Annotated in this window: 16 protein-coding genes; 9 read left to right on the top strand and 7 right to left on the bottom strand. The window is 71.6% G+C overall.

Going from position 1 to position 24,665, the window contains the following annotated elements; all coding sequences use genetic code 11:
* The first annotated feature begins 60 nt into the window (after positions 1–60).
* Positions 61–1,092: a LacI family DNA-binding transcriptional regulator gene (locus ABZ860_RS37765; protein ID WP_357229977.1), complete on the top strand. Its 1,032-nt coding sequence runs from the start codon at positions 61–63 to the stop codon at positions 1,090–1,092.
* Between the two features lie 22 nt (positions 1,093–1,114).
* Here ABZ860_RS37765 and ABZ860_RS37760 read toward each other — a convergent pair whose 3' ends face one another.
* A complete protein-coding gene (locus ABZ860_RS37760; RefSeq protein WP_357229974.1) occupies positions 1,115–2,707 on the bottom strand; it encodes a protein kinase in 1,593 nt (530 codons plus the stop codon).
* Positions 2,708–2,925: 218 nt separating this feature from the next.
* On the opposite strand from ABZ860_RS37760, the gene ABZ860_RS37755 reads away from it, so the two are divergent.
* Positions 2,926–4,140: an SRPBCC family protein gene (locus ABZ860_RS37755; protein ID WP_357229972.1), complete on the top strand. Its 1,215-nt coding sequence runs from the start codon at positions 2,926–2,928 to the stop codon at positions 4,138–4,140.
* A 91-nt stretch (positions 4,141–4,231) separates the two neighbouring features.
* Here the strand turns inward: ABZ860_RS37755 and ABZ860_RS37750 are convergent, their stop codons facing one another.
* Both ABZ860_RS37750 and ABZ860_RS37745 read right to left on the bottom strand, forming a co-directional pair.
* Positions 4,232–4,654, bottom strand: coding sequence for a CBS domain-containing protein (locus tag ABZ860_RS37750; protein WP_357229970.1), 423 nt, complete (start codon positions 4,652–4,654; stop codon positions 4,232–4,234).
* 67 nt (positions 4,655–4,721) lie between these two features.
* The gene (locus tag ABZ860_RS37745) at positions 4,722–5,033 is read right to left on the bottom strand and encodes a hypothetical protein (protein ID WP_357229968.1); all 312 of its coding nucleotides are present in this window, start codon (positions 5,031–5,033) and stop codon (positions 4,722–4,724) included.
* 383 nt (positions 5,034–5,416) lie between these two features.
* Here ABZ860_RS37745 and ABZ860_RS37740 point away from each other — a divergent pair, with 383 nt between their 5' ends.
* A complete protein-coding gene (locus tag ABZ860_RS37740; protein ID WP_357229966.1) occupies positions 5,417–6,949 on the top strand; it encodes a ricin-type beta-trefoil lectin domain protein in 1,533 nt (510 codons plus the stop codon).
* A 5-nt stretch (positions 6,950–6,954) separates the two neighbouring features.
* Complete coding sequence (locus tag ABZ860_RS37735) at positions 6,955–9,729, top strand: AbfB domain-containing protein (protein ID WP_357229963.1); 2,775 nt, start codon at positions 6,955–6,957, stop codon at positions 9,727–9,729.
* Here the strand turns inward: ABZ860_RS37735 and ABZ860_RS37730 are convergent.
* Entirely contained in the window at positions 9,707–10,540 is an 834-nt protein-coding gene (locus ABZ860_RS37730) for a helix-turn-helix transcriptional regulator (RefSeq protein WP_357229961.1), read from the bottom strand. The genes ABZ860_RS37735 and ABZ860_RS37730 overlap by 23 nt on opposite strands.
* A gap of 84 nt (positions 10,541–10,624) precedes the next feature.
* Here ABZ860_RS37730 and ilvD point away from each other — a divergent pair, with 84 nt between their 5' ends.
* Positions 10,625–12,466 carry a dihydroxy-acid dehydratase gene (ilvD, locus tag ABZ860_RS37725; RefSeq protein WP_357229960.1) on the top strand — a complete coding sequence of 614 codons (1,842 nt, stop codon included), beginning with the start codon at positions 10,625–10,627 and terminating at the stop codon, positions 12,464–12,466.
* Positions 12,467–12,563: 97 nt separating this feature from the next.
* Here the strand turns inward: ilvD and ABZ860_RS37720 are convergent, their stop codons facing one another.
* Both ABZ860_RS37720 and ABZ860_RS37715 read right to left on the bottom strand, forming a co-directional pair.
* On the bottom strand, positions 12,564–15,593 hold the full coding sequence (locus ABZ860_RS37720; RefSeq protein WP_357229958.1) for an NEW3 domain-containing protein: 3,030 nt from the start codon (positions 15,591–15,593) through the stop codon (positions 12,564–12,566).
* 163 nt (positions 15,594–15,756) lie between these two features.
* A complete protein-coding gene (locus ABZ860_RS37715; RefSeq protein WP_357230003.1) occupies positions 15,757–16,485 on the bottom strand; it encodes an ABC transporter permease in 729 nt (242 codons plus the stop codon).
* Between the two features lie 90 nt (positions 16,486–16,575).
* Between ABZ860_RS37715 and ABZ860_RS37710 the strand changes: the two genes are divergently transcribed.
* Positions 16,576–17,106: an XdhC family protein gene (locus ABZ860_RS37710; RefSeq protein WP_357229956.1), complete on the top strand. Its 531-nt coding sequence runs from the start codon at positions 16,576–16,578 to the stop codon at positions 17,104–17,106.
* A 114-nt stretch (positions 17,107–17,220) separates the two neighbouring features.
* Here ABZ860_RS37710 and ABZ860_RS37705 read toward each other — a convergent pair whose 3' ends face one another.
* Entirely contained in the window at positions 17,221–19,587 is a 2,367-nt protein-coding gene (locus ABZ860_RS37705) for a PHB depolymerase family esterase (protein WP_357229954.1), read from the bottom strand.
* A 376-nt stretch (positions 19,588–19,963) separates the two neighbouring features.
* Here ABZ860_RS37705 and ABZ860_RS37700 point away from each other — a divergent pair, with 376 nt between their 5' ends.
* The 3 genes from ABZ860_RS37700 to ABZ860_RS37690 all read left to right on the top strand — a co-directional run bounded on the left by ABZ860_RS37700 (position 19,964) and on the right by ABZ860_RS37690 (position 24,623).
* Entirely contained in the window at positions 19,964–20,671 is a 708-nt protein-coding gene (locus tag ABZ860_RS37700; protein WP_357229952.1) for a sulfotransferase family protein, read from the top strand.
* Between the two features lie 657 nt (positions 20,672–21,328).
* The gene (locus ABZ860_RS37695; RefSeq protein WP_357229950.1) at positions 21,329–23,458 is read left to right on the top strand and encodes a PQQ-dependent sugar dehydrogenase; all 2,130 of its coding nucleotides are present in this window, start codon (positions 21,329–21,331) and stop codon (positions 23,456–23,458) included.
* Positions 23,459–23,591: 133 nt separating this feature from the next.
* Complete coding sequence (locus ABZ860_RS37690; RefSeq protein WP_357229948.1) at positions 23,592–24,623, top strand: DUF1080 domain-containing protein; 1,032 nt, start codon at positions 23,592–23,594, stop codon at positions 24,621–24,623.
* Positions 24,624–24,665 lie beyond the last annotated feature (42 nt).

Here is a 24,665-nt window from a genome sequence, read left to right as displayed (position 1 = left end):
AACGATGCAAGCGCCGGTTAGGATCTTCTCAACCCCAGCAGCCGGAGGTATAGGAGACGCATGGCCGGTCCAACCCTGCGTGACGTCGCCAAGCGGGCGAACGTGTCCATCCGCACGGTGTCCAACGTGGTCAACGGGTACGCACCAGTGTCGGACGAGTTGCGCGCTCGCGTGCAGGCCGCGCTGGACGAGCTCGACTACCGTCCCAACCTCATCGCCCGCAACCTCAAGCAGGGCCGCAGCGGGATGATCGCCCTGGTCGTGCCCGAGCTGGACGTCCCCTACTTCGCGGAGCTCGCCCGCGAGGTGATCACCGCCGCGCGTGCCCGCGGCTACGTGGTGATGGTCGACCAGACCGACGGCGACGGCGAGCGCGAGCGCGAACTGCTGGGCCGGGACTCGCGCGCCACGATGTTCGACGGACTACTGCTGAGCCCGCTGAGCGTCTCGGCCGAGGAGTTGCGGGCCCGGGGCAACCGGGTCCCGATCGTGCTGCTGGGCGAGCACATCTTCAACGGCAGCTTCCATCACGTGGCCATCGACAACGTGGCCGCCGCCCGGGAGGCCACCGCGCATCTGCTGGGCCTCGGCCGGCGTCGCGTCGCCGCCATCGGCGACCAGCCGTATGCCACCGGCGAGACCGCGCAGCTTCGCACCAGCGGCTACCGGCAGGCGCACGTGCGGGAGGGACTGGAGGTGGACGAACGGCTCATCGTGCCGACTCCGCGTTTCCACCGCCGCCAGGGCGCCGCGGCCATGGAGCAGCTCCTCGCCCTGCCCGAGCCGCCCGACGCCGTGTTCTGCTACAACGACCTGCTCGCCCTCGGCGCGATGCGGGTGCTGACCCGTGCGGGGCTGCGCGTCCCCGACGACGTCGCCGTGGTCGGCATGGACGACATCGAGGAAGGTCAGTACAGCACGCCCAGCCTCACCACCATCGCCCCGGACAAGAAGGAGATCGCGCGCATGGCGGTGGACGTCCTCATGGAGTCGATCAGCGGGGCGGCCCGCCCGCCCGCCGAAATCGTGGTGCCGCATCGCCTGATCGTCCGGGAGAGCACGACCGGCCAGGTGCCCGCGATCCCGTCCTGACCGGGCCGGCGCCGGCGAAGGATCAGCGGTAGGCGTAGCAGTAGTTCGACTTGTCCTTGAACCGGTGGAAGGCCTTCGGGTCGTGGAAGCGCCAGCGGCAGCCGGCGTCGCGCCGGTTCTGGGTGAGATACATGGTGTCGCCCTTCCGCTTGACGCAGTACGCGCCGGGCGTGGGCGTCTCCCGGTATTCGACCCACTCCCAGCCGAGGCTCACGCAGTACTCGGTGAAGTGCCCGGGTCCCAGCTCCACGACCCGCTTGGCCGGGGTGGGCGAGGGCCGTGCCGGTTTCGCCGCCGGAGAATCGGCGGGGACCGGCCCGGTCGTCTTCGAGGGCCGGACGGTCGGCCGTGCGGTGACCGTCCTCGCCGGGGCCGGCCGAGTGGGGCCCGGCCTGGCCGTGGCCCGGCTCGCCCGCGGCCGGTGCGAGGAGGCGGGCGACGCGGACGGCGAGGCGGCGGGCGACGGGGTCCCGGACGGCGACGAGCCGCCGCCGGTGTCGGCCGAGGCAGCCGGGGCCGTGCCGGCCGCCGCCGCGCGCTGCGTCTCGGAGGCGCCGGTTGCGGTGGACGGCCGATGCAGTAGCGGCAGGTGCAGTGACGGCAGCAGCGCGACGGCGGCGGCCACCGTGGCCGCCACGGCCACGACGACGGCGGCGACGACGGCCCGGACCCGCCTGCGCCGGTCGCCTCCCGGCACGGTGACCGGCCCGGACGTCCCGGACGGCACACCGGGCACAGCGGGCGGGCCGGGCGGGCCGGGTGCGGCCGGCGCGGACGGCGAACCGGGCGCGGCCGGTGCGGCGTGCGGGTCGTGGCGCGGGCGCACGAGGCGGTCGAGGATCTCCCGCGCGGCCGGCCGCTGCCCCGGGTCCTTGGCGAGGCAGGCCGCGATCAGGTCGCGCAGCGGCGCCTCGACGCCGTCCAGGTCGGGCTCCTGGTTGAGGATCCTGTTGATGATGGCGGGGATGGCGTCGGCGCCGAACGGCGGACGGCCCGTGGCGGCGAACGCGATCGTGGACGCCCAGGCGAACACGTCGAGGGCGAAGCCGAGCTCGCCGGCCGCGAGCTGCTCGGGCGCCATGTAGGCGGGAGTTCCGACGACCCGGCTGGTCATCGTGCTGGAGGCGGCGAGGGCGCGGGCGATCCCGAAGTCGATGACGCGCGGCCCGTCCGGTCCGATCAGCACGTTCTGCGGCTTGAAGTCCCGGTGGACGACCCCGGCGTCGTGCAGGGCGACCAGAGCGGTGGCGGTGCCGATGGCGAGCCGTTCGAGCGCGCCGCCCGACAACGGCCCCCGCGCGGCCACCACCTGGTTCAGCGAAGGTCCCTCGACGTACTCGCTCACGATGTACGGCCGGCTGCCGTCCATGCCGGACTCCAGCACCTGGGCCGTGCAGAACCGGGCGACCCTCCGGGCGAGCTCCGCCTCGCGGGCGAAGTCGGCGCGGGCCGCGGCGTCCTGGTTGAGCCGGGCGTGGAAGAGCTTGACCGCGACGAGGTCGCCGGACTCGGCCTCGCCGAGGTAGACGACACCCTGGCCTCCCTCCCCGATCCTGCCGGTGATGCGGTAGGAGCCCAGGCGTGCGGGATCGCTCGGCTCCAGCGGCTGCGGCATGACTCTCCGGTGGGTCGGGGGCACGAACGGTGCTTCCAGTATCCCGCCGAAGATCGCCCACAGCTCCCGGTTCGACGAAGACCAGGCGAGCGGGCCGCCGGGGGCCTATACCGGAACGAGCCCGGTTTCCGCCTTCCGTCCAGACCGGGTGAGCTTCGCTGTCGACTGGGTAGGGCGATGGCGAACGACGGCGAACGGGCGAACAAGGGGGAGTCGCCATGGTCGTCAGCACTCGTCCAAGGCAGGACCGGTCCCAGAACGTCATCGTGGTCCTGCAGGCGCCATCGATATCCCGGACGATCTCCGTGGCAGGGCTCGGCGCCGTCGGAGGGATGGTCACCGAGTACCTGTTCGATCCCGAGCTCGGCCGGAGCCGCCGTGCTCGGGTCCGCGACAAGGGGGTCCACCTGACGCACGAATTCAGAAACGCCAGCAGAGCCGTCGTCTGCGACGTCGCCAACCGGAGCCGGGGGGTCGTCAAGAGCATCCGCTACCGCACCGGCGGACGGGACGTCGACGACGAGGTTCTCCACGAGCGTGTACGCGCCGAACTGGGCCGTTACGTCCGCCACCCGCACGCGGTGGAAGTCCGCGTCGAGAGCGGCCGGGTGACCCTCACCGGTGACCTGCTCGAGAAGGAGAGCCGGCGGGCGTGCCGGGCGGTGGCGTCCATACCCGGCGTCAAGACGGTGAACGCGAACTGGACCACCCACCGCGATGCCACGGGAGTGCCCCGGTTGCAGGGAGAAGGCGGGCCACGGGGACCGGTGCCCGAACTCCTCCAGCAGCGGTGGTCGCCGGCCTCCAGGTTCCTCACCGGCCTGGCCGCCGCACTCGTCTGGTCGCTGTCCGGACGGCTGCCCCGGCCGCTCGGCTACCTGCTGCGCGCCGGCAGTGCCGTACTGGCGCTCCGCGCCGCGACGAACCTGCCGTTCAGGCGTCTCACCGGGATCGGAGCAGGGCGTCGCGCGATCGACATCCAGGACGCGATTACGGTGAACGCGCCGCCCCAGGATGTCTGGCCGCTGCTGAGCGACTACAGCCTCTTCACCCGTTTGATGCCCGACGTGCTGGAGGTACGACGCTCCGCCGATGGCCTGCGATCCCACTGGTCGGTCGCGGGGCCCGCCGGGGTGCGCATCCGTTTCGAGGCCGTGGAGACGATGCGGGAAGAGGGCCGGAGGATCGCCTGGAAGACCGTCGAAGGGCAACTGATCGCCCATACCGGCACGCTCGACCTGACCCCGGAGAACACCGGCCGGAGCCGTATCCAGGTCCAGCTCACCTACAACCCGGTGTTCGGCGCGGTCGGTCACGCGATGGCGGTGCTCTTCGGCGCCGATCCCGCACACAAGCTGCAGGAGGACTTGCTGCGACTGAAGTCGGTCATCGAGGCGGGCAAATCACCGGTCGGCGCCGGCCCGCGCGCCTGAGCCCCGTGCCGACGGCCGCCGGTATCCCGTCACGTGGTCGATCATCTCGACAACCGCCGCACCGTTCGAGGACCTCATGGTCATGATGGGCTCAGATGTTGGGCGGTGCGGCGCTGATATCCGAGAGCGCCGAGGATGGATCTCCCTCCAGTGCCAGGTCACCGAGCGAGACGACGCCCACGGGTCGCCCCTCCTCGACCACTGGGATCCGGCGAATCGCCTTGTGGCGCATGAGGTTCAAAGCCTGGGTGGCGTCCTGGTCGGGGGTTAAGGTGGCCAGGTCGGAACTGCTGCAGCACGCGCCCACGGGCGTTTCGGTCAGGTCGCGGGACTCCGCGACCGCGCGGACCACGATGTCCCGGTCGGTCACCACACCGTAAAGCCGGTCATCTTCTGTGACCAGTACATCCCCGATGTTGTGCTCGCGCATGAGCATGGCCGCTTGCACGACGCTGGCGTCTCTGGGGACGGTGACCGGGGCAGGGGTCATCACTTCGCGTACCAGTTGTGACATCTTCCGCCCTCCTGCTCATCGCCTGCCTGCCACGTATCGGCCGGGCCTGACCGCCCGACCGGCCCCTTCAGCCCCCTGCACCGCCCGGCAACTCGGCCGTCCGGCGGTGCCCTGCCAGTGCCAGCACCTCGGCCCGCTGCCCGTACGACGAGGCCGCGAGCTTCTGCGCGGTGGCCCAGCCACAGTCGCGCAACTGCTGAGCGGCTGCGACCGCTGTGTGGTAGTCGGTGCTGCGGCGGAGCAGAACCGACAGACAGAGCAGCCGAAACAGGCTTCCGGGGTTGTTGGTCACCCCGAACCCGTGCGGTTCGGCGAAGCCGCGCCCCACCTCGCGCAGCAGTCCCCGGACCAGACGACGCTTCTCTTCGATGTCCATCATGGTGCCCACCGCCTCGCCGAGGCGTTGTTCGCCCTAACCGGCTCACAGATCGATCACGTCGTTCCAGTTCTGGGCCGGCAACGGGCCCAACGCTCTGTGCTACGCCTACCCCACACCCCCGCTTCGAACCCGTCACCCGGCCTGGCGGGGGCGACGTTCTTCCGCGGCACGTCGCCTTCGGCGACGTGGAAACGCTCTCCCGATCAGGCCCGCGGTCCGCTATCGGGTGGCGGTCGACCGCACGCGCTCTTTCACTCTCGTACAGCGAAGATCAAAGAAGGGATATGTTGGGAAATGTTGGGTCTTGACGGACGGTCATACCACTGTAAAGGTTCTTTTCAGAGAGCGCTCTCACGTCTCTTCCACCCCCCAGAAGGACTGCCGTGAGACTCACCGTGCTGACCGGCGCGGCGGTGTTCGCCGCCGTGCTCGCCTTCCCCTCCGCGTCCGCGCACGCCGCCCCCTCCCCCGTCCCCCCATCTGATCCCGGCGCCACCTCCGGCGGCACCGCGGCGACGATGCAGCAGGCGTTGCAGCGCGACCTGCGCCTGACCCCCGAGCAGGCGCGGGACCGCCAGACGCACGAAGCCGCGGCGGCGGCCGTCGAACGGCGGGTCCGCGCCGAACTCGGCGACCGCTTCGCCGGCGCCTGGTACGACCCCGCGCAGCAGCGCCTGGCCGCCGGCGTCCTGGACGCGGGCGATGCCGAGCGCGTGCGCCAGGCGGGCGCCGTGCCCGTCTCCGTGAAGCGCAGCGACAAGCAGCTGAACGCCGTCAAGGCCGCGCTCGACCGGGCCGCCGGCGCCGCGGGCACCGGCGTCTACGGCTGGTACGTCGACCCGGCCGCCAACGCGGTCGTCGTGTCGGCCGCCGACCAGGCCACGGCGGCGGGATTCGTGCAGGCCGCGTCCGCCGATGCCGCGGCGACGCGGATCTCCGTCGCCCAGGCCCCCCACCTCGTCTACGACATCCGGGGCGGCGACCAGTACGTCATCAACGGCAACGTGCTGTGCTCCGTCGGGTTCTCGGTGAACAACGGCGGCTTCGTCACCGCCGGGCACTGCGGGCGCGCCGGCAATCCGACGCTGGGATACAACAACGTCGCCCAGGGCACCTTCGCCGCCTCGTCGTTCCCCGACAACGACTACGCCTGGGTGCGCACCAACGGCGACTGGACGCCGCGCCCCTGGGTCAACAACTACGGCGGCGGCACCGTCTCGGTGGCCGGCTCCCAGGAGGCCCCCGTCGGCGCGTCGATCTGCCGCTCCGGGCGCACCACCGGCTGGCGCTGCGGGGTCGTCCAGGCCAAGAACGTGACCGTGAACTACTCCGGCTCGCTGGTCTACGGGCTCACCCAGACCAGCGCCTGCGCGGAGGGGGGCGACTCGGGCGGCGCCTACATGTCCGGCGACCAGGCGCAGGGCGTCACCTCCGGTGCCGCGGGGAACTGCTCCACCGGCGGCACCACCTTCTTCCAGCCGGTCAACGAGATCCTCGGCGCGTACGGCCTGAGCCTGACCACCACGGGCGGCGACACGAGCGCGCTGATCAGCAGCCTCAACAACAAGTGCATCGACGTGCCGGGCGCCAACTTCAGCGACGGCGTGCCGCTGCAGATGTACACCTGCAACGGCACCAACGCGCAACGGTGGACGTTCACCGGCGGCACCCTGCGCACGCAGAACAACCTGTGCATGGACGTGGCCTGGGGATCCAGGGACAACGGCGCCGTGATCCAGATCGCGACCTGCAGCGGCAATCCCGCTCAGCAGTTCGTGCTCAGCGCGGCCGGTGACCTGGTCAACCCGCAGTCCAACAAGTGCGTCGACATCGACGGCTGGAACCCGGACGACGGCGCCCGGCTGATCCAGTGGGAGTGCCACGGCGGCGCCAACCAGAAGTGGCGGCGGGGCTGATGCCGGTGATCCAGCTTCGCCGGATCCTCGCCGCCGCGACCGCCCTCCTGCTCACGGCGGCCTGCCTGATCCTCACCGCGTCGGCCGCGCCCGCCGCGTCCGCCGCCGTCTGGCAGCCGAAGACGCCGCCCCTGTCCACGCCCTGGACCGCCCAGGTGTCCCCCGCCAACGCCCTGCCCGACTATCCGCGTCCCCAGCTCGTCCGGCCCGAATGGCTCAACCTCAACGGCGTGTGGGAGTTCGCCGGCGCGTCCACTCTCGACTCGCCCCCGATCGGCCGGACGCTCGCGGAGGGCGTGCTCGTGCCGTACCCGATCGAGTCCGCCCTGTCGGGGATCAAGCGCCATGAGGACACCATGTTCTACCGGCGCGCCTTCACCGTCCCGTCCGGCTGGACCGGGCGCCGGGTGATGCTCAACTTCGGGGCGGTCACCTGGGAGACCCGGGTGTGGGTGAACGGCACCCAGGTCGGCCGGCACACCGGCGGCTACGACGCCTTCTCCTTCGACATCACCTCCGCCCTGCGATCGGGGGACAACGAGCTGATCGTCGGGGTGTCCTCGCCGATCGACGGCAGCACGTTCCCCATCGGCAAGCAGCGCCGTAACCCAAGCGGCATCTGGTACACCGCGTCGTCGGGCATCTGGCAGACGGTGTGGCTCGAACCGGTGAACGCCGCGCACGTCACCCGGCTCGACACCACCCCGGACGTGTCCGCGGGGGTCCTGGACCTCGTCGTGCAGGGCACCGGCGACCAGGCCAGGGCCGAGGTGCTGAGCGGCGGGACGGTCGTCGGCTCTGCCACCGGCGCGGTCGGCGCGCACATCCGCGTCCCCGTCCCGAACGCCCGCCTGTGGTCGCCGGACGACCCGTTCCTGTACGACCTGCGCGTCACGCTCGCGGGGAACGGCGGCGGCGACGTCGTGACCGGTTACTTCGGCATGCGGTCGATCGGCAAGGCGGTCGTGGGCGGCGTGCTGCGCCCGGTGCTGAACGGGAAGTCCGTGTTCCAGCTCGGCACCCTCGACCAGGGCTACTGGCCGGACGGGATCTACACCGCGCCGACCGACGAGGCGCTGCGCTTCGACCTGGAGCGGCAGAAGGCCCTGGGCTTCACGATGGTCCGCAAGCACATCAAGGTCGAACCCGCCCGCTGGTACTACTGGGCCGACAAGCTGGGCCTGATGGTCTGGCAGGACATGCCCTCGCTCGACGCGGTGGACGACACGCCGGAGCGCAGCCACGCCAACTACGAGTCGGAGCTGCGCAGGATCGTCGAGCAGCTCAAGGGCATCACGTCGATCGTGATGTGGATCCCGTTCAACGAGGGCTGGGGCGAATACGACAACCAGCGCATCGTCGACCTGGTCCGGTCCGTCGACTCGACCCGGCTGGTCGACCACGACTCCGGGTCGAACTGCTGCGTCTCCGACCCCGAGCCGACCAACGGCGACGTGATCGACGACCACTGGTATCAGGTCCCCGGCGAGACCGACACCCGGCTCCCCTCGGCCACCCGGATCGCCGTGCTCGGCGAGTTCGGCGGCCTCGGCAGGCGCGTCCAGGGCCACGAGTACCAGCCCGGCGCCGGGTTCGCCTACGGCGACCTGTACCCGGACGAAGGGTCGCTGACCAACCGCTACGTCGAGGTCTCCAGGCAGGTGGAACGCCTCGTGCACACCCGCGGGCTGTCCGCCTCGGTCTACACCGAGCCGTACGATGTGGAGAACGAGGTCAACGGGTTCTACACCTACGACCGCCGGGTGCTCAAGATGACCGAGTCGCGCGTACGGGAGGCCAACCGGCACCTGCTGGCGGTCGCGGCGGGCACCGACGTCCCCCGGGGCGAGCTGGTGTCGCTGCGGGTGACCACGCCCGGCTACACCGGCCGCTACCTGCGCCACCAGGACGGGCTCGCCCGCACCGACGTGATCGACGGAGCGAGCGCCGACCTGGCCAAGCAGGACGCGACGTTCTGGACGCGCCCGGGCCTGGCCGACTCCTCGTGCGTGTCGTTCGAGTCACGCAACTTCCCGGGCGAGTATCTGCGCCACTCGGACTACCGGCTGCGCAAGGACCGCCAGGACGGCACGGCCCTGTTCGCGGCCGACGCCACGTTCTGCCCGCGCGAGGGGCAGGGCGGGACCAGGCTGGAGTCCTACAACCTGCGTGGCTACTACGTCCGCCACTACAACGAGCTCGTCTACATCGCGAAACAGGGCGGCGCCAACCCCTGGGACGCCACCGCGAGCTTCGCCGCCGACACCACGTGGGCGGCGACCGTGCCCCTGTGGCGCAGCGGCGCCGACCTGCCGCTCGACCAGGCCCGATCGCTGCGGGTGACCACGCCGGGGTTTACCGACCGTTACCTGCGGCACCAGAACAGCCTGGCCCGCACCGACGTGGTCACCGCCGGGAGCGACGCCCTGCTGAAGTCCGACGCGACCTTCGTCGTACGGCGCGGCCTGGCCCAGCCGACCTGCTACTCGCTGGAGTCGCGCAACTATCCGGGCCGCTACCTGCGGCATTCCAACTTCCGGGTCCGCCTGGACGCCCCGGACGGCAGCGACCTGTTCCGCCGCGACGCCACCTTCTGCGCGCAGCCCGGCAGCACCGCGGGGAGCGTGCGCCTGGCGTCGCTCAACGAACTGGGCGCGAACGTCCGGCACTACGCCGAGGAGGTCTGGGTCGCCTCCAGCGGCGGCGCGCATCCCTACGACAACCCCGCCTCGTACGCCGAGGACGTGAGCTGGGCGGTCACCGTCGCCTGGGCTCCATGACCGGGGCGTCGCTCCCGGGAGCGGGGGTGTAGACGACCAGATGCAGGTCGGGGTGGTCGGCGGGGGCCAGCCGGTGGTGCTCGAAGCGCACCATGCCCGCGACCGGATGCCTGAAGACCCGTTCGCGGGAGGTGAAGCCCTCGATGTGATGGCTCCGCCAGGCGTCGCGGAACGGTTCGCTGATCCGCAGCAGGCGCTGGACGACCGGCGAGCGGGCCAGGTCGCCGAGGCGCGGCCCGGCCTCGGCCCGGAACTCGGCCAGGAACCGCCGGCTGGTGGTCTCCCAGTCGGGCAACAGGTCGCGGACGTAGGGATCGGTGAAGACCAGCCACAGCAGGTTGCGCTCGTCGGGCCCGGCCGTGGCCACGTTCGGATACAGCGCCGTGTACGCGGCGTTCCACCCGCAGATCGTCCAGTCCGGGGCGATGGCGTAGGCCGGGAAACCGGCGAGCGCGTCGAGGAGGCGCTGGACGTGAGCGGGCGCGGCGTGCGCGGCCGGCTGAGCGGTCCGGTTGGGCTGCGGGGTGTATCCGGCCAGGGAGAGGACATAGGTGTGCTCGGCGGCGGTCAGGCGCAGGGTGCGGGCGAGGGCGTCCAGGACCTGGCGGGAGGGCTGGATGTCGCGGCCCTGCTCCAGCCAGGTGTACCAGGTGGCGCTGACCCCGGAGAGCGTGGCGACCTCCTCGCGGCGCAGGCCGCCCCGGCGGCGGGGGCCGGCCGGGGGAAGGCCGACCGCGGTCGGGTCCAGACGCGCGCGCTTCGCGCGCAGGAAGCCGCCCAGTTCCGCCCGCCGCTGCGATGCCGTCTCCATGGGGATCAGAGTAAGTGCTGGTAGCAGGAGTACTAGCAGTGCGGCCGTCTTCGCCCCGCCCTCGCGCGCCGCGAGCATGGGGGCATGCCACAGCTGAGATCACGTACGGTCACGCACGGACGGAACATGGCCGGAGCGCGCGCCCTGATGCGCGCCTCCGGCGTGCCGGGCAAGGACATCGGTGTCAAACCGGTTGTCGCGGTGGCCAACAGCTTCACCGAGTTCGTCCCCGGCCACACGCACCTGCAGCCGGTGGGCCGCATCGTGTGCGAGGCCGTCGCCGGCGCGGGCGGCATCGCACGGGAGTTCAACACCATCGCGGTCGACGACGGCATCGCGATGGGGCACGCGGGGATGCTCTACTCGCTGCCGTCCCGGGAACTGATCGCCGACTCCGTCGAGTACATGGTGCAGGCCCACTGCGCCGACGCCCTGGTGTGCGTCTCGAACTGCGACAAGATCACGCCGGGCATGCTGATGGCCGCGCTGCGGCTGAACATCCCGACCGTGTTCGTCTCCGGCGGTCCCATGGAGGGCGGACGGACGGTGCTGGCCGACGGCACGGTGCGCACCCGCCTGGAGCTGGTCACCGCGATGTCCGAGGCGGTCGACCCGGCCGTGTCCGACGCGGACATCGCCCGCATCGAGGAAGCGGCGTGCCCCACCTGCGGCTCGTGTGCGGGCATGTTCACCGCCAACTCGATGAACTGCCTGGTGGAGGCGCTCGGCCTGGCCCTGCCCGGCAACGGCTCGACCCTGGCCACCCACACCGCCCGCCGGAGGCTGTACGAGCAGGCCGGCCGTACGGTCATGGAGCTGACCACACGCTACTACGGCAAGGACGACGCCTCCGTGCTGCCCCGGGCCATCGCCTCGCGGGCGGCCTTCGACAACGCCATGGCCCTGGACCTGGCCATGGGGGGCTCCACCAACACCGTCCTCCACCTGCTCGCCGCGGCCCGGGAGGCGGAGCTCGACTACACCCTGCGCGATGTCGAGGCCCGCTCGCGCACCGTGCCGTGCCTGTGCAAGGTCGCCCCCAACAGCCCCTATTTGATGGAGGACGTCCACCGGGCCGGCGGCGTCCCCGCGATCATGGGCGAGCTGCACCGCGCCGGGCTTCTCCACGAGAACGTGCACGCCGTCCACGCCGACTCGCTCACCGGATGGCTGGCCACTTGGGACGTCCGGGGCGCGGCGCCCGCGCCCGAGGCCCTCGGCCTCTTCCACGCCGCCCCCGGCGGCGTCCGCTCCGCCACCGCCTTCTCCCAGTCGGCGCGATGGGAGTCCCTGGACACGGACGCCGCGGGCGGCTGCATCCGCGACACCGCACACGCCTACTCGCCGGACGGCGGCCTGGCGGTCCTGCGCGGCAACCTCGCCCCCGACGGCGCCGTGGTCAAATCCGCCGGTGTCCCGGACGGAATGCGCCTCTTCACCGGCCGTGCGGTGGTGACCGAGTCGCAGGAGGAAGCCGCGGAAGCCGTCCTGTCCGGGCGGGTGACCCCGGGCAGCGTGCTGGTCATCCGCTACGAGGGCCCGCGCGGCGGTCCCGGCATGCAGGAGATGCTCTACCCCACCGCCTACCTCAAGGGACGCGGTCTCGCCGGCACGTGCGCCGTGGTGACCGACGGCCGCTTCTCCGGCGGCAGTTCCGGCCTGTCGGTCGGCCATGTCTCACCCGAGGCCGCGGCGGGCGGTCCTCTCGCGCTCGTCGAGGACGGGGACGTGATCACCGTCGACATCGCCGCGCGCGCCCTCCACGTCCGGGTGCCCGACGCGGACCTCGCCGCCCGCCGTGCCCGGCTGGAACGGGACACCGGCTATCGGCCCCGCGACCGTGAACGGCACGTCTCCACGGCCCTGCGCGCCTACGCGGCGCTGGCGCGGTCCGCCGACACCGGAGCGGTGCGGATGCCCGTGTGACGGGCCCGTTGTGACGAGGCCCATCGCAACGGCCCCCATCCCATCGGGACGGGGGCCGTCAGCCGGTGTCGGCGCGCGTCCTTCGCCGCGGCCCGCACTACGGGGAAGCGCGGCCCTCCAGGCCGGCGATCGTGATCGTGCCCGAGGTGCCGCGCAGGCCGAAGCCGTAGCGGAAGCCCTCGCGGGCCTGCGGGGTGGCGAGCGCGCCGCCGATGTCCGCCGTACGCAGCGGCCGCCACTGGCCGCCGGTGTAGGCGAAGGAGGTGATGGTGTCGCCCGACAGCGCCAGCGCGAACCGGTCACCCGGCTTCAGCGTCAGCGGGGCGTCGCCGGGCGTGTCGAGGAACCGGCCGCCGACCCGCACGTTGATGCCCGACTGCTTGCGGGTGTTGTTGTACCAGGCGGTCACGTAGGTCCCGGCGTCCTTCACCCAGCCGACGAACACGCTGTCCTCGGGGCTGCCGGTGCCGGCGAACTCCCCTGCCGTCACCACGCTGATCGCGTCGGCCGACGAGAGCCCCGCGGGTCCGGCGGCGAGGCCGAAGAACGGCTGCGTGCCGCTGCCCGCGAACCGGCCGCCGCCGGCCGTGATCGCCGGCAGGGCCTCGCCGCCCTCGGGCTTGTAGAGGGTGTAGCCCGCCGAGGTGTCGGCGCCGAAGTCGTCCTCGACCTCCGCCTTCCCGTAGGCGTCGGGGTCGAGCCCCACGGTCACCTGGGCGTAGGGACTCACGGCCCGCGCCGGCCCGTCGTACTCGGCGATCGCGCGCACCGGGTGGGCGCCGGGGCGCGGCGCGGTTCCGGGGGGCGGCGCGACCCGCCAGCGTACGGTGAACTCGCCGCCTGGCCGCACCACGGGGGTCCGCGGGCTGCCGACCGGCTCGGCCGACCAGCCGGGCGGCACGGCCAGCGACGCCGTCACCCGGGTGGCGGGTGTGCGCCCCCGGTTGGCGAAGGTGGTGCTCACCTCGGCGGGCACGCCGGGACGCGCCTGCCCGGCGACGGCGACGTCCACCGAGGTGTCGCCCGCGGCGGGCGACCACGCCTGCAGTTCGGTCACGCCGACATACGCGCCGGGCGGGTTGCCGAACACCAGCCGGATCCTGGTCGTGGTCAGGGCCGGGAACGTGACGCGGTTGAGCGCCGCGCCGACGGGCCGTTCTGGCGTGCGCGTCTGATCCGGCACCTCGCGCCACGCCGCGCCGTCCCAGAACTCCAGCCGGTACGACGCGGGGGCCTTCACCCCGCCGCCGTCGTCGTAGGCGTAGAACCGCACGTCGCTCACCCGGGTCGGCACGCCGAAGTCCACGCCGAGATGGTCCTCGGCGTTCGGGGAGCGGTAGTTGGTCCACCGGTTGTGCGGGATGTCGTCGTAGAAGATCCGCCCGTCCACGGCGTCCCACACGTTGTCGATGCCGTTGGTGTACGACGCGAACGGCTTGGGGTAGCCGGTGCCGTACGGGTTGGCGGCGTCGTCGACCGGCCGCGACGACCGGTCGGGTGCCACGGCGGCCGGCACCCGGGCGGTCAGCTCGCCGACCGTGGCCCGGCGGGCTGCGGGCCTGCCGTCCACGTAGACGCGCATGCCCGCCCCCTGGCCGTACCTGCTGCCGTCGCGGTCCCACAGGACCGTCACGTTGTGGCCGTGGTAGGGCACGTTCTCCAGCGCGAAGTAGTCCCACCCGGCCGGGACGAGCGGGTTCAGCACGACCGTGCCGTCCGGCTGCGGGCGCAGCCCGATCAGGCCGCTGATCACCAGGTCGTTGAAGGTCGAGTGGTTGTAGTGCTCGCTGTGCCCCCGGGAGTCGTAGATCCAGCGCGGCTCGTCCGGGTGGTGCGCCTCGGCGACGTACGGGTGCCCGTCCTTGTACTGGGTGAGCGCGTAGCCGCGCAGCACCGCGTAGTAGTCGGCGGCGGTGACCACGTCCTGGTCGTAGTCGTCGAGCAGGTTGGCCATCGCGGTGAGCGTCGTCGAGGTGGAGTAGGGCCAGCTCGGCCCGTCCCAGCGGCAGCAGCCGCTCAGCGCGTCGCGCATGAACAGCGGGCTGCGCCGCTCGGCGGTGGTCGGCCCGTACGGCGCGGCGAACCCCTGCGGGTCGAGCAGCTGCGCCCACGCCTTCTCCGTGCCGGGCTCGGCCATGTCGAACGCCCACGGGACGAACCCGATCTGCTCCCGCGTGGACACCAGCCGCTGCCGGGGGTCCAGGTCGGCGCGGGCCTTGTGGTAGAAGAAGGAGCGCTGCGGGTCCCACAGGTAACGGTGCAGCGCATCCCGCAGCGACGCCGCCCGCTCCTCGAACTTCCTGGCCAGGGCATTGTCGCCGCGCATGTCCGCGATGGCGGCGATCGCCTTGGCGTCGCCGTACTGGTAAGCGTTCAGCGTCGGCCGGTAACCCGCGCCGCCGTGGTAGGGATCGGCCGGGTCGGTCTCGTAGGAGGAGGCGGTGTACTCCATCGCGTCCCACACCGGCACCGACCAGTAGAGCCCCAGTGCCTTGTCGTACTGGCCGCCCCACTTGTCGTACTGCCGGACCAGGTCGGGCAGCAGCCCCTCGACGAAGGACGCGTCACCGGTGACCAGATAGCGCTGGTAGGCGGCGTCGGCCGCCCACCAGGAGTACTGGTGCGCCCAGTCGTCGGTGTCCTTGTTGACGTAGTCCTCCTTCGGCTTGGGACCGGCCCCGGGTCCCTGCAGCCAGTAGGTGAGGTAGTCGTCGATCGGGCGGGTGTCGCGCAGCCAGCGCCCCTCGTACACGTGGTGACCCGCGGCGGCGACGATGCCGCCGAGCGGGGCGGAGTATCCGGGCGGGTTGTGGAACTCGGTGACGATGTCGCCGGTCGCGGAGTCGGTGTAGCGGATGTGCCGCTTGTAGGTGCTCCAGCGGTAGTAGTAGACGTCCTGGATCTCCCGGTCCGGCACCTCCAGGAACGGGATGTTGGCCTTGTACCACTCCGGCTCGGCATAGCCCGACACGAGCGCGTCGTGGTCGAGGAAGGCGGTGCCCCTGCCGACCTCCGGGTACGCCGCGGGCGGCGCCTGGGCGTGGGCGGCCTCGGCCGGGGCGGGGATGAGGGCGGTCGGCGCGGCCAGCGCCGCGAGCGTCGCGAGCACCGCGACGGCGTGTCTCATGGTCACCTCGGGCGTTCTCGGGGGTCTCAGGGGGGGTGACGGCAGGCGAAATCGCTCAGCTTCGGTCGCCCGCCAGGGGACAGCGCGACCGAATCTGATCGAGTTCGCTCAGTCTTGACCACTTGTGGACGAAAGGCAATAGCGTCCGATCGGGCGGCGTCGTTCAGGGGGTGAAACGCCCGCGGGCGGCGAGCTCGATCGTGACCACGACGGCCGCCGACTCGGCGGCCAGCAGGGCGACGAGGACCGCGAGCTGCACGGCCCCCGCATGCACGGGGTCGGAGCCGGCCAGCATCATGCCGACGAACGCGCCGGGCAGCGTGACCAGGCCCACCGTGCGCGTCTGGTCCAACGCGGGCACGAGCGCCCGCGCGGCGGCCGGGCGGCAGATCTCCAGAGCCGCGTCCCGAGGGGACAACCCCAGCGCGAGCGCGGCCTCGACCTCCCCGCGCCGCTGCCGCAGCTCGTCGAGCGCGCGGCGGCCGGCCAGCGCCGTGGCGGTGAGGCAGCCGCCCAGCAGGATGCCGGTCACCGGGATCAGCGTGATCCCGCGCGCCGGCAGGACGCCCGTGACCAGCATCAGGACCACCACCGGCGCCGTGCCCGCCGCGATCGGCACGGCGGCCCACCAGCCGGCCCGCCCCCGCGTGATCCGCCGGCCGGCGGTGCCGCTCGCCACGCCGTACATGACGAGCAGGAACACCACCACGGCGGGCAGCAGCCCGATCGCCCACCCGATGACGAGGGACACCAGGGCGAGCTGGACGGCGGCCCGCCCCGCGGCCGTCAGGATGGCCGCCGCGTGCCCGGACCGGCCCAGGGCGGCGACGGCGGCCCCCGCCAGCGCGAGCAGCGTCATCACGACGCCGAGCATCGGGGTCACCGGAAGCATCGTGTTCACAGCCCGATCCTCCCCGCGCCTTCGCACCCCGGCGGGACCCGGGGGTCGTCCCCCGGGCCGCGTGGCTGAGAAACTGCGGACATGAGCCACAGCCATGACCAGGACCCCGCGTGCGCGGCCGCCCACGGCGAAGTGCGCTCGGAGGAGGCGAGCCGGACGCTGGTCGCGGTGTTCGCCTCTCCGGTGGCCGATCACCTGCTGCGGTTCGGCGCGGAGCTGGGCTTCCGGCCGATCCTGCTGGAGCCGGATCCGGAGCGCGGGCTCGGCGGCCTCCCGTCCGGCTCGGTCCCGGTGGTCAGGGAGGTGGGCGACCATCTGGACGGCACGGCCGACGTGGTCGTCACCGACCACCACCGCGCGGAGATCGGGCCGATCCTGCGTGACGTTCTCGGCGGCCCCGCGCGCTGGATCGGCGTGATGGGCAGTCCCCGTCACCCTGGCCCGCACGTGCGGGCGCTGACCGAGCTGGGTGTCCCGCCCGAGGAGATCGCCCGCGTACACCGCCCGATCGGGCTCAACATCGGTTCCCGTACGCCCGCGGAGATCGCGGTGGCCACGCTCGCCGGCCTGATCGCCGACAGGAACGGCAGGCCCGGCGGCTTCGCGCACTGACTCCCCGCCACGTCCGCATGGCCTCCCCGCCACACGCACGGGGCACCCCCGCGGGTGGCGGGGGTGCCCCTGGCGCTCCTCCTGGTCAGGAGCGCGTCATCGCGGTGTCACCGGTCAGGAGGCACTGCACGTCAGCGTCGGCGTGTCGGCGCTGCCGTTGGCGGTGAAACCGAAGGTGGTGGTGCCGTTGGCGGACAGCGTGCCGTTCCACGACTCGTTGCGCACCGAGACCGAGGCGCCGGAGCCGGACTTGACGCCGCCCCACAGCTGGGTGATGGACTGCGATCCGGACCAGCTCCAGTTCACCGTCCAGCCGTTGACCGCCGAGCCGCCGGCGCGGACCGTGACCTCGGACTGGAAGCCGCCGGGCCAGGAGTTGACCGTGCGCATCGTCGCGCCGCACCCGCCCGGCTGCGGCGAGTCCCCCGGCGAGGGGCTGACCGGCGGAGTCGGGCTCGGGCTGACCGGCGGTGTGGGGCTCGGGCTCACCGGCGGGGTCGGGCTGGGTGAGGTGCCGGGCACGGCGGCGTTGAGGGCGTTCAGCACCGAGGTGTAGGCGGGTTTCTTGTTGCCGTTGCCGTCGAACAGCAGGGGGGTGTCGCCGGAGCGCCAGGAGTCGCTGTCGCGGACGCCCCAGACGGTGATGCCGTTGCAGCGGGGGACGGCCAGGCAGTCGTTGACGACGTTGGCGTAGGTGGTCGCGGAGGCGCCCTGGATGTCCAGCTCGGTGATCTGCACGTCGACGCCGAGGGCGGCGAAGTTCTGCAGGGTCGTCCGGTAGTTGCTCGGGTAGGGGCTGCCGCTGTTGAAGTGGGACTGGAAGCCGACGCAGTCGATGGGCACGCCGCGGGCCTTGAAGTCCTTGACCATGTTGTAGACGCCCTGGGTCTTGGCCCAGGTCCAGTTGTCGGTGTTGTAGTCGTTGTAGCAGAGCTTGGCGTCGGGGTCGGCGGCGCGGGCGGTGCGGAAGGCGACCTCGATCCAGTCGTTGCCGGTCCGCTGGAGGTTGGAGTCGCGGCGGCCGCCGGTGTTGTCGTCGAAGGCCTCGTTGACCACGTCCCAGGCGTAGATCTTGCCCTTGTAGTGGGACATGACGCCGTTGATGTGGTTGATCATCGCCTGGCGCAGGGCGCTGCCCGACAGCGACTGCATCCAGCCCGGCTGCTGCTGGTGCCAGGCCAGCGTGTGGCCGCGCACCCGCTTGCCGTTCTGCACCGCCCAGTTGTAGATCCGGTCGGCGTTGGTGAAGGTGAACTGGTTCTGGTTGGGCTCGGTGGCGTCGATCTTCATTTCGTTCTCGGCCGTGATCATGTTGAACTCACGGTTCGCGATCGTCGTGTAGGCCGAGTCGCCCAGCTTGCTCGCGCTGATCGCCGTACCGAAATACCGGCCGCTGCGGGCGGCGGCCGCGCCGAGGGTCGTGGCCGGCGGACCGCCGCTCGGGCCGGACGACGGGCTCGCAGACGGGCTCGCAGACGGGCTCGGAGACGGGCTGTTCGGTGGCGTAGGGGACGGCGTGGGGGACGGCGTGGGCGAGGGAGAGCTCGGCGTGGTGCTGTTGAGTCCGAGGAAGTCGATCGCGTAGGCGATCATGCCGTTGAGGGGCAGCGAGTGCCCCTGACCGGAGACGCTGACGCCCTCGACCGGCGGCTGGGTGCCGCTGTTGCCGTATCGGGTGCGGGTCCACCCCGACGAGGGGCTGTCGGTGGACACGGGCGTCTGGCTGACGCCGTTGAGGTTGGTCCACTGCTTGATCTCTTCGCCGAAGTTGTTGTAGTTCAGCGTCGTGTCGGTGGTGCCGTGCCACAACTGCATGCGCGGGTACGAGCCGCCGTAGCCGGAGTACATCGAACGGGCCAGGTCCCCCCACTGCTGGGCGGTCTTGATGCTCTGCCCGCCGGAGCACTGGCTGTTCCAGGTGGAGCCGTCGGTGGTGGCGAAGCAGCCCGCCGGAACGCCCATGAACGCCGAGCCCGCCTTGAAGACGTCCGGATACTCGGCCGCCAGCACGTTGGTCATCATCGCGCCGGAGGAGACGCCGCTGACGTAGACGCGGCCGGGGTCCACGTTGTAGCGCGACTTGGCGTAGTCGACCATCGACATGATGCCGACCGGGTCGCTGCCGCCGCCCCGCTTCAGCGCCTGGGGCGAGTACACGTCGAAGCACTGCCCGCTGCGCGTGGCCTCGGGGAACACGATGATGAACCCGTACTGGTCGGCCGCGGTCACGTAGTCGCGGAAGTATCCGCTGAACAGCGCCGACGCGGTGCCCGTGCAGTAGTGGACGGCGACCAGCAGCGCGGGCCGGGCGGCCACCCGGTCCGGCACGTAGATGTACATGTTCAGGTTGCTCGGGTTGTTGCCGAAGCTGGTCACCCGGGTCAGCGAGGCCGCGGCGGCCGGTTGGGTGACCAGCAACGTGGTCGCCGCGACCACGGGCAGCAGCACTGCGGCCAGTAAGGCCGCGATGCGTCGTCTCACGTGAGCTGTCCTTCCTCCGGTTGCGCCGACCGGGACGTGTGGCCGTGGCGCCCGGGCTCCCCGCACTGCTCGCGGATCGCGGATGCCACGCCCTCACCGGATCCGGCGACGTGAATGTTTCCGCAGCGTGCCTAAAACTTTCTGACGGCTCAAGCGGCAGATCATCCCGTTTTCCGCGACGACGAAGAGGCGGACGTCAGAGGCGTTCCGCCTCAGCCGGAGGCCTGCGGCGCTTGGAAAGTTTCATGAAGACGCCGAATTATTTCAGAGCGTGGAGGCGGCATGCCGTGGGGAGCGTGGGCACGTCGTGAGAACGCCCGGCGGGCGGGCATGGTCTACGGCGTCAGCCGGCGGGGGCGACGACGGGAGCCTGGACATGCTGGAGGTCATCGGCGCGGGACTCCCGCGCACCGGTACGACGTCGACGAAGGCGGCCCTGGAACGGCTCGGCTTCGGGCCCTGCTACCACACCTTCGAGGTCCTGCTCCGCCCGGAGCTCGCCGAACGATGGCTGCCGATCTGCTCGGGCGGGGCGGCCGACTGGGAACGGATCTTCGAGGGCTTCCGGTCCTGTGTGGACTGGCCCGCCAGCTTCTTCTGGCGGGAGCTGGCACGGGCCTATCCGGACGCCAAGGTCGTCCTCACGGTCCGCGACCCCCACAGCTGGTATGGCAGTTTCCGCATGCTGGGCTCGCTCAGCCCGCGCGAGCCGATGCGGGAGGACGAGGCGCCCGAGGCCATCCGTCCCGTCGTCGCGGCGATGACGAGCCTCCGGCCGCTCTTCGAGCGGATCAGCGGGTCGGTCTTCGGCGAGGACTGGCGGCCCGGTCACCCCCCGGACGAGGAGCGGGCCGTCGCGGCCTACCACCGGCATGTCGCCGCGGTGCTGGCCGCCGTTCCCGCCGAGCGGCTCCTGGTCTTCGACGTGCGCGAGGGCTGGGGACCGCTGTGCGCCTTCCTCGGGGTCGCCGCTCCCCCGGACGCCCCGTTCCCGCATCTCAACGACGCCGCGTCGATCCGCAGGACGTTCGAGCTCATGCACACCGAGGGCCGCGTCCACGTCCCCTTCCCGCCCGGGGACTGACGGCGCGCCCGGAGGCGGCAGGAATGGGCGCGTCGCCCGGGTCCGCCGCCCGGGTGGCACTCGCCCGCTCGCCGTCTCGGCGCGACGGGAGCGGGCGACCGGGCGTACGCCCCCAGGCGACGCGCCAAGCCTTGACTACCTAACGTGGCGAGTCGATCAACCTCCGGTAGGACTTCTGTCGTATCGACCGCATGTTTTGCGACGCTAGATCGAACTTATCCCCAATGTCAACGAAAGTAGGTTTTTCAGTGCTCATAACGCCGGTCCGGTCGCCCGCCGGCACCTGACCGAGCGGTCAGCCGCGAAAGTCAAAGCGCGGTATTGACCGTGCCGTTGCACGGCCGTAACAATGTGGGCGTCTCGCGCTCGACGACGGTGGCACGCCGACCGAGCCAGGCAGCGTTCGATTCAGTGTTCGACTCAGTGTTCGATCACGACGCGTTCGGCGCACGCGTCCTCACGAAGGGGACGATGCGTGCGGCCGCCCTGGCGACCACTTCCGAGTGCGGCCTCCGTGGCCCTGCCCTCGCCGGCTTCGGCGTGGGCGCGTCTTCCCCTCAACGAGCGGCCGGACCGCCACGCTTCCCCGCCGTTGCCGCGGCACGGGTGGCGGCCCGGCCTCCCATCTGACGCCCTCCGGCCAAGGAGAAGCATCACGTGAACGGTACCTCCACGAGGACCAGGCTGATGGCGGCGGCAGCAGCCGCCGTCATGACGGGCCTCCTGACCACGCCGTCGATCGCGGCGGCGCAGGAGAGCCCGGCGCCCCCGGAATCCGCCTTCCAGAAGGTGACTCTCAACGACACCCCCGGCGAGCCCATGGACCTCGCCGTCCTGCCCGACGGCCGGGTTCTGCACACCACCCGCGCCGGAACGATCTGGATGCACGACCCGGCGACCGGCCTCAACACGAAGGCCGGCACCATCAACGTGTACCAGCACGACGAGGAGGGCCTGCAGAGCATCGCGCTCGACCCGAACTTCGGCAAGGGCAACAACTGGGTCTACCTCTACTACTCACCCCCGCTGAACACCCCCGTCGACGACCCGAAGACGCCCGACGTCAACGAGGGCGACGCCCCCAACCAGGGCACCGCGGCGGACTGGGAGCGCTTCAAGGGCCTGATCCGGCTCTCCCGCTTCGAGTTCACGAAGGGCCAGATCGACCTGGCGAGCGAGCAGAAAATCCTCGACGTCCCGGTCGACCGGGGCATCTGCTGCCACGTCGGCGGCGACATCGTCTTCGACGCCGAGGGCAACCTCTACCTGTCCACGGGCGACGACACCAACCCCTTCGCGTCCGACGGCTACACCCCCATCGACGAGCGGCCGGGCCGCAACCCGGCGTACGACGCGCAGCGCAGCGCCGGCAACACCAACGACCTGCGCGGCAAGATCCTGCGCGTCAAGCCCAAGGACGGCGGCGGCTACACGATCCCCGAGGGCAACCTGTTCAAGCCGGGCACCGCGAAGACCCGGCCCGAGATCTATGCGATGGGACTGCGCAACCCCTTCCGCATCGAGATCAACAAGGAGAACGGCGACCTCTACGTCGGCGACTACTCGCCTGACGCGAACCGCGCCAACCCGAGCCGCGGCCCGGCCGGCACCGGCAAGTGGACGGTCATCCGCAAGCCGTCCAACTACGGCTGGCCGTACTGCGCGACCGCCAAGCTCCCCTACGTCGACTACGACTTCGCCACCGGCAAGTCCGGCGCGCTCTTCGACTGCGCGGCCCCGGTGAACGACTCCCCGCACAACACCGGCCTGCGCGAGCTTCCCCCGGTCGCGCAGCCGGACGTGTGGTACACCTACGGGGCGTCCGCCGAGTTTCCCGAGCTCGGCACGGGCGGCATCTCCCCGATGGGCGGTCCCGTCTACCACTACGACAAGAAGGCGGCGCAGGGCCGCAGCCCGGTGGCCTGGCCGGAGTACTACGACGGAGTGCCGCTGCTCTACGAGTGGTCGCGTGACTGGGTGAAGGGCATGCGTCTGGCCGCGGACGGCAAGCTCGCGAAGATCGAGTCCGTCCTGCCGTCGTTCACCTTCGACAACGCCATGGACATGGAGTTCGGCCCGGACGGCGCGCTCTACGTCCTGGAGTACGGCGACGGCTACTTCTCGCAGAACCCGGACGCGCAACTGGCCCGCATCGACTACATCGGGGAGAACGGCAACCACTCGCCGACCCCGAAGGCGTCGGCGGACAAGACCAACGGCAAGGCGCCGCTCACCGTCGCGTTCTCCAGCGAGGGCACCGCGGACGCCGACGGCGACCGGCTCCAGTACGCCTGGGACTTCGACGCCGACGGCAAGGTGGACTCGCGCGAGGCCAACCCGACCTTCACCTACGAGGAGAACGGCGTCTACCGCGCGACGCTGAAGGTGACCGACGTGGGCGGCCCCCAGCGCGGGCGCTCGGCCACGGCCGAGGTCGAGGTCGTGGTCGGGAACCAGGCGCCGGTCGTCGAGTTCGTCAAGCCGGTCGAGGGGCAGCCGTTCCACTTCGGCGACGTCGTGCAGTTCGAGGTCAAGGTGACCGACGACCAGCCGGTGGACTGCTCCCGCGTTCAGGTGACCTACATCCTCGGGCACGACCAGCACGGGCACCCGCAGACGACCGCGAGCGGATGCACCGGCAGCATCACGACCACGGTGCCCTCCGGACACGACCCGGCGAACGACAATCTGTCCGGTGTCTTCGCCGCCACGTACACCGACCCGGGCGCCGACGGGCTGCCGGCGCTGTCCGGCAGTGACGAGGTGGTGCTGAAGCCGGCCGGGTGACAGCAGGCGGCCGGGGCGGGCCCGTCCCCGCTGGTGTGAGCGCCGGCGGGGCGGTCCGCCCCGGCTCCCGCCGAAGTCACGCGGGCCGCGACGGCCCGCGATCCGCCGTCCAGCCACAGGGAGGAACCCCGACATGCGTACACAGGGAAGAACGGCGGCGCTCGCCGGGAGCCTGCTCGCCACCGCGGCCGTCGCGACGAGTGTGGCGGCTCCGCCGGCGACCGCCGAGCAGGCGTCGTGCGCCGCTCCCGACTCCAGGCCCACGGTCCGGTTCCTGGACGCCGACAGCGGTGTCCCGAACAGGACCGCCGCGGGAGGCTGCACCGTCAACGACCTCGTCGACGACGAGAAGGCGTGGAGCGACCACGGCGCGTTCGTCACCCATGTCGGCGAGGTCACACGGGCTCTCACCGGCTCCGGGGTGCTCAGTGCCCAGGAGCGGGCGACGCTCATGAAGACCGCGGCCCGGTCCGGCATCGGGCGGCCGAACGGCCCGAGCCCATACCGGACGATCTTCGACGGGACGCGGGCGTCCTTCGAGAAATGGGGGTACGTCGGCGGCCGGGGCTTCGCCCTGCGCGACGACGGCTCCGTGGTGACCGTGAACTCGCCCGCCGGGGGCGGCCTCGGCATGCTCTGGTACACGGCGGAGCGGTTCGGCGACTTCTCGCTGCGCCTGAAGTTCCGGGACGAGCGGGCCGGGGACGCCCGCTCCAACAGCGGCGTGTTCGTCCGCTTCCCCGGCGTGGACCCCGCGGCCAACCCCGAGTGCAAGACGAGCGACCCGGCCTGGGTCGCGGTCAACTGCGGCCACGAGATCCAGATCAACGACACCCCGGAAGGCGGCGGTGACGACCCGCGCAAGACGGGATCGGTGTACGGGTTCGCCGACCTCGACCTCGCCCACGCCCGTCCGACCGCCAAGGGCGTGTGGAACGACCTGGAGATCCGGGTGGTCGGACAGCACTACACGGTGATCCGCAACGGCGAGGTGATCAACGAGTTCGACAACGTCCCCGGCATACCGTTCCCCGGGCGTCCGGCGGATCCCGGCACGAGCGGCCGGCAGTTCGAGCGCGGCTACGTCGGGCTACAGAACCACGACGGCGCCTCGGTCGTCGCGTTCCGCGACGTCCGCGTGCGCGACCTCACCGAGACTCGCTGACCGGCGCGCGGCGGCCCCGGGCACACGGCCGGGGCCGCCGCG

Source organism: Microbispora sp. NPDC046973 (genome assembly GCF_040644495.1).
Classification (GTDB): Bacteria; Actinomycetota; Actinomycetes; order Streptosporangiales; family Streptosporangiaceae; genus Microbispora.
Note: the sequence above shows the minus strand (reverse complement) of the source record. Positions and strands in the feature narration are given on the sequence as shown.

Excerpts from the sequence above, each read along its gene's own strand:
- ABZ860_RS37765 (WP_357229977.1), top strand. The coding sequence starts at position 61 with ATGGCCGGTCCAACCCTGCGTGACGTCGCCAAGCGGGCGAACGTGTCC.
- ABZ860_RS37720 (WP_357229958.1), bottom strand. The coding sequence starts at position 15,593 with ATGAGACACGCCGTCGCGGTGCTCGCGACGCTCGCGGCGCTGGCCGCG.
- ABZ860_RS37730 (WP_357229961.1), bottom strand. The coding sequence starts at position 10,540 with ATGGAGACGGCATCGCAGCGGCGGGCGGAACTGGGCGGCTTCCTGCGC.
- ilvD (WP_357229960.1), top strand. The coding sequence starts at position 10,625 with ATGCCACAGCTGAGATCACGTACGGTCACGCACGGACGGAACATGGCC.
- ABZ860_RS37715 (WP_357230003.1), bottom strand. The coding sequence starts at position 16,485 with ATGCTTCCGGTGACCCCGATGCTCGGCGTCGTGATGACGCTGCTCGCG.
- ABZ860_RS37755 (WP_357229972.1), top strand. The coding sequence starts at position 2,926 with ATGGTCGTCAGCACTCGTCCAAGGCAGGACCGGTCCCAGAACGTCATC.
- ABZ860_RS37690 (WP_357229948.1), top strand. The coding sequence starts at position 23,592 with ATGCGTACACAGGGAAGAACGGCGGCGCTCGCCGGGAGCCTGCTCGCC.
- ABZ860_RS37700 (WP_357229952.1), top strand. The coding sequence starts at position 19,964 with ATGCTGGAGGTCATCGGCGCGGGACTCCCGCGCACCGGTACGACGTCG.
- ABZ860_RS37710 (WP_357229956.1), top strand. The coding sequence starts at position 16,576 with ATGAGCCACAGCCATGACCAGGACCCCGCGTGCGCGGCCGCCCACGGC.
- ABZ860_RS37745 (WP_357229968.1), bottom strand. The coding sequence starts at position 5,033 with ATGATGGACATCGAAGAGAAGCGTCGTCTGGTCCGGGGACTGCTGCGC.
- ABZ860_RS37760 (WP_357229974.1), bottom strand. The coding sequence starts at position 2,707 with ATGCCGCAGCCGCTGGAGCCGAGCGATCCCGCACGCCTGGGCTCCTAC.
- ABZ860_RS37750 (WP_357229970.1), bottom strand. The coding sequence starts at position 4,654 with ATGTCACAACTGGTACGCGAAGTGATGACCCCTGCCCCGGTCACCGTC.